This window comes from Corynebacterium sp. HMSC08A12, assembly GCF_001807485.1.
GTDB classification, from domain to species: domain Bacteria; phylum Actinomycetota; class Actinomycetes; order Mycobacteriales; family Mycobacteriaceae; genus Corynebacterium; species Corynebacterium evansiae.
The window spans coordinates 1-3,902 of record NZ_KV789175.1 but is presented as its reverse complement, the minus strand read 5'-3'; the positions used below and the strand labels follow the sequence as shown (position 1 = coordinate 3,902).

Below are 3,902 nucleotides of genomic sequence, written 5' to 3'. Positions count from 1 at the left end.
CGACGCTCCTCGTCCATCACACCAACCTTCAGAGTGAACCGCTCCAGACCCAGCAGGTCTTCCACAGCGCCGAACAGGTCGTTGGTGAACGCAACCTCCTCCGGGCCGTGCTGCTTCGGCTTCACAATGTAGATCGAACCATTACGGGAGTTACGCAGCGGGTTGTTCTCATCCAGACCCGGGATCGCAGCAGCCGAAGTAATAACGGCATCCATGATGCCCTCGAAAATCTCCTCACCATTCTGATCCAGGATCGCCGGGTTCTGCATCAGGTGGCCAACATTACGCACGAACAGCAGGGAACGACCGTGCAGACGCAGCTCGGAGCCGTCCTTGCCGGTGTAGTAGCGATCCTCGTTGAGCTTACGGGTGAAGGTTCGCCCCGACTTGGTAATGGTTTTTGTCAGATTACCAACATTTAGCCCAAGCCAGTTGCGATAACCCAGAGTTTTATCCTCTGCATCCACAGCTGCCACTGAGTCTTCAAAATCGATAATTGTCGTCACCGCGGATTCGAGGTTCAGGTCCTTCACACCGGCCTTGTCGGTCTTGCCGATCGGGGACTCCGGGTCGATCTGAATGTCGATGTACAGGCCATTGTTGTACAGCAGGATGTCAGTCGGGTTGGCCTTGTCACCGCCGAAGCCCGCGTAGACCTCCGGGTTGCGCAGGTGCACATCATTACCGTCGACGGTGGCGGTCAGCTGGCCGGACTCGACAGCGTACTTGGTGACGTCCTTGTGGGAGCCAGACTCCAGCGGCACAACGCGATCCAGGAACTCACGGCCCCACTCGATGACCTTGTCGCCGCGGACCTTGTTGTAGCCGGTGCCCTTCTCCTGGCCGTTGTCCTCAGAGATGGCGTCGGTGCCGTACAGAGCGTCGTACAGGGAACCCCAGCGGGCGTTCGCCGCGTTCAGCGCGAAGCGGGCGTTCAACGCCGAAATAACCAGCTGCGGGCCGGCGGTCTCTGCGATCTCGCTATCGATGTTCTGGGTCGTAATCTCGAAGTCGCCCGGTTCGTCGACCAGGTAGCCGATCTCCTTCAGGAAGGCCTTGTACTCCTCCGGATCCTGGGCACCCTTGTGCTCGGCATACCAGGCGTCCATCTTCTTCTGCAGCTCATCACGAGTGTTCAGCAGCTCGCGGTTGCGCGGGGTGTACTCCTCGACGATCTTGCCGAAGCCATCCCAGAACTTCTCCTGCTCCTCGGCGGAATCCTTGCCGATAACGGGAAGTACCTCAGTGTTAACAAAGTCGTAGAGAGTCTTGGCAACCTGAAGGCCGCCAGCGGTTACGCGCTCGGCACCTTGAGAAATAGTAGAACCAGAAATCATTGTAAAATACTCCTTTTCAAAACACATCTAGTAGGATCGGCGCATACCGAGAATATTGTTGGCTACATAATTCAGAATCATTTCCTCACTGACAGGTGCCGTTCGAAACAAACGGGCCGGCCAAAATAATTCTGAGACGCGATAATCCTTCGCAAATCCATTGCCACCATGGGTCTGGATCGCCCGATCAACACTCTTTACCGCAGCCCTAGCTGCAGCAAATTTGGAGTAATTCGCGCTAGCGCCACAGTCTCCGCCAGAATCGAAATCTGAAGCCGCACGAAAAGTCATGTTCCGAGCCAACTCAATATCTATTTTGACCTCTGCGAGTGGATGCGAAATAGCCTGATGGGTGGATATAGGAGCACCCCAAACCTCGCGAGACTCTGCATAGGCAACGGCTAAGTCAAGCGCGCGAAGGGCAATGCCATTACAAAAAGCAGCCCTAATGCCAATCTTCATTTTTAGGCACTCCTTGTTTGGTCAATATAGCTCTGCCGGGCAAACACAGACCCCACCGCAACCATTAGAACCACTCCTAGAGCCATGCATAGGCTTGCAATCGGCAATCCGGTTAGATCGATGAGGTACCCACCTGCCAGAGGAACAACACTCGCAGCGGCATACGTACCCAAACTCAAAAGTGCTGTTGCTCCAGGCACCGAATCTTCGTCAACCTCTTGATGGATCAGTCCAAAGCTGCCCAAATTACTAATCCCTTGCCCTGCACCTATAAGTACCGCGCTTAGAATCAGGAACCATAAGCTCTGTTGCGTCATTGCTGCGCCAAAGATGCACATCGCAAACGCGATCAGCACCATAGAGAATCTGATGTGCGCAAGGCTGTGGAGTCGACGGACTAGACTCTGCGCGATCGGGCTAACCGCATACATACCCCCTGCAATCAGGCCAGCACCCAGGGGCCCGCTTGTTTCACTAATTCCGTTGAGAAGTGTTGGAGACAGTGCCAAAACAATTCCAGCAGCTGTCATTCCCGGACCAAAAGCCCCGAGACCAGCAATAACAACGCGCTTGTCTCTCTTCCTCAACCCCTTGTGAGGCAACAAGTCTCGCGTGGGCTTACGCTCCGTCTCCAGCTCTGTTCCGATCACTACCAGCGATATTGCGAGAAGGAGAGCCATAAGAACGAAAACCGTCTTCGTCGGCCATGGAGCCAACTGCGCAACCACGCCTGCAAACAATGGTCCGCCTGCCAGCCCTATTGCGATACCTAACGTAGCCGTGAGCGTAGCTTTAGCGGATTCATCCTTACTAGCCATACTTTGCACAGCAGATGGCCCTAGCACCAAGAGGGCTCCGGAGCACAGACCGGTAAGGATCCGAGCCAGTAGGAGTATTGGAATACTGTCCGCTAAGACGTAAAAGAGACACGAAACAATACCGAGCACCACAGCCACTTGCTGCGTACGCTTCCTTCCCCAACTATCACTGAGCCCCGGTGCCAGCAAGAAGGCTGGCGCGAGCCCCCCAAGGTACATGATGAAGATGAGCGTCAGCGTCCCTGCAGAGAAGCCAATATCCGCACGCCACAGTTCCATCAGCGGGGTCGCGAGGTTCGGCAGCATGAATCCAGCCACCAACGGAAACGCATATAAGGCCAGAGGAAGTGTGCGACGTGTCATACTCCAACACTAACCCCCTGAGGGGGTTAGTTCAAGAGGTACTGTAGATTTTATGAATACTTCATCCACAAACCAGCTTCGCCAGCTTTCTTTTGTGTTTTATGGCGAGCGGCCTGCTCTTGACTTTGCGAATACCCTTCGGCGCCGTAAAGATCCGCTGCATCCTACGGTCGACCTTCTCCACGATCGTTCTGACTTCGCCAGCTGGCTTAACCAAGCTCGCCGGGCAACGTCATGGGCCCGCGAACTTCCCGAGCTTGTGGAAACTCCAGCGCCGATTGATCAGGAAAGCATTACGGCGCTTCGCGAGGCAGTTCTACTTTTGGCAGAGCATAGCCTCGGCATGAAAACGCTCTCCTCATTCGAGCTAAACTCCACAATCGAAGTACTCAACGAATGGTCCACCAGGCGACCTTTACTTCAGTTGGATACTCAGTCCTTCTCTCCGCATCTGCTTCACAGTGAAGAGTCGGACCTTAGGAAAACACTGGCAAAGAATCTTGAGCTGGAGCAGGCATTAGGTTTTGTCGCTGCCGATGCAGTTGCACTTTTCGGAACTAATGACCGGCAGCGATTGAAGATATGCGGCCACGAGCGTTGTGGAATTCTCTTCGAGGATCGCTCTAACGGCCTGCGGAGGCAGTGGTGCTCGATGAAGGACTGTGGCAATCGGGCTAAAGCCCGTCGCTACTCTCATAACAAGTAACCCGGGCTCTTAACCAGCATCTACTCTGCACCAGTCAAAGAAAAAGGCCCGCCCCCGAGGCTGCGTTCACAACCTCAGAGACGGGACCTGCCTTGCAGGGGGTGTGAGAACGAGCACCTCCCTAAATGTAGCTAATTAGGCGATGCCGTTCTTAGCCTTGAACTCCAGACGACGGGCGTGCAGGATCGGCTCGGTGTAACCAGCCGGCTGCTCCAG

4 protein-coding genes are annotated in these 3,902 nt (G+C 54.9%); 1 reads left to right on the top strand and 3 read right to left on the bottom strand.

All coding sequences use genetic code 11. From position 1 onward, the window contains the following. The 3 genes from HMPREF3166_RS05215 to HMPREF3166_RS05210 form a co-directional block, all read right to left on the bottom strand. On the bottom strand, positions 1-1,337 hold a 1,337-nt coding region (locus HMPREF3166_RS05215; RefSeq protein WP_083293824.1), incomplete at its 3' end, for a malate synthase G. A 27-nt stretch (positions 1,338-1,364) separates the two neighbouring features. After that, positions 1,365-1,799: an acyl-CoA dehydrogenase family protein gene (locus tag HMPREF3166_RS09950; protein ID WP_083293823.1), complete on the bottom strand. Its 435-nt coding sequence runs from the start codon at positions 1,797-1,799 to the stop codon at positions 1,365-1,367. Between the two features lie 2 nt (positions 1,800-1,801). Continuing rightward, complete coding sequence (locus tag HMPREF3166_RS05210) at positions 1,802-2,980, bottom strand: MFS transporter (RefSeq protein WP_070488010.1); 1,179 nt, start codon at positions 2,978-2,980, stop codon at positions 1,802-1,804. Between the two features lie 52 nt (positions 2,981-3,032). On the opposite strand from HMPREF3166_RS05210, the gene HMPREF3166_RS05205 reads away from it, so the two are divergent. Next, positions 3,033-3,686, top strand: coding sequence for a CGNR zinc finger domain-containing protein (locus HMPREF3166_RS05205; protein ID WP_070488008.1), 654 nt, complete (start codon positions 3,033-3,035; stop codon positions 3,684-3,686). The last annotated feature ends 216 nt before the right edge of the window (positions 3,687-3,902 follow it).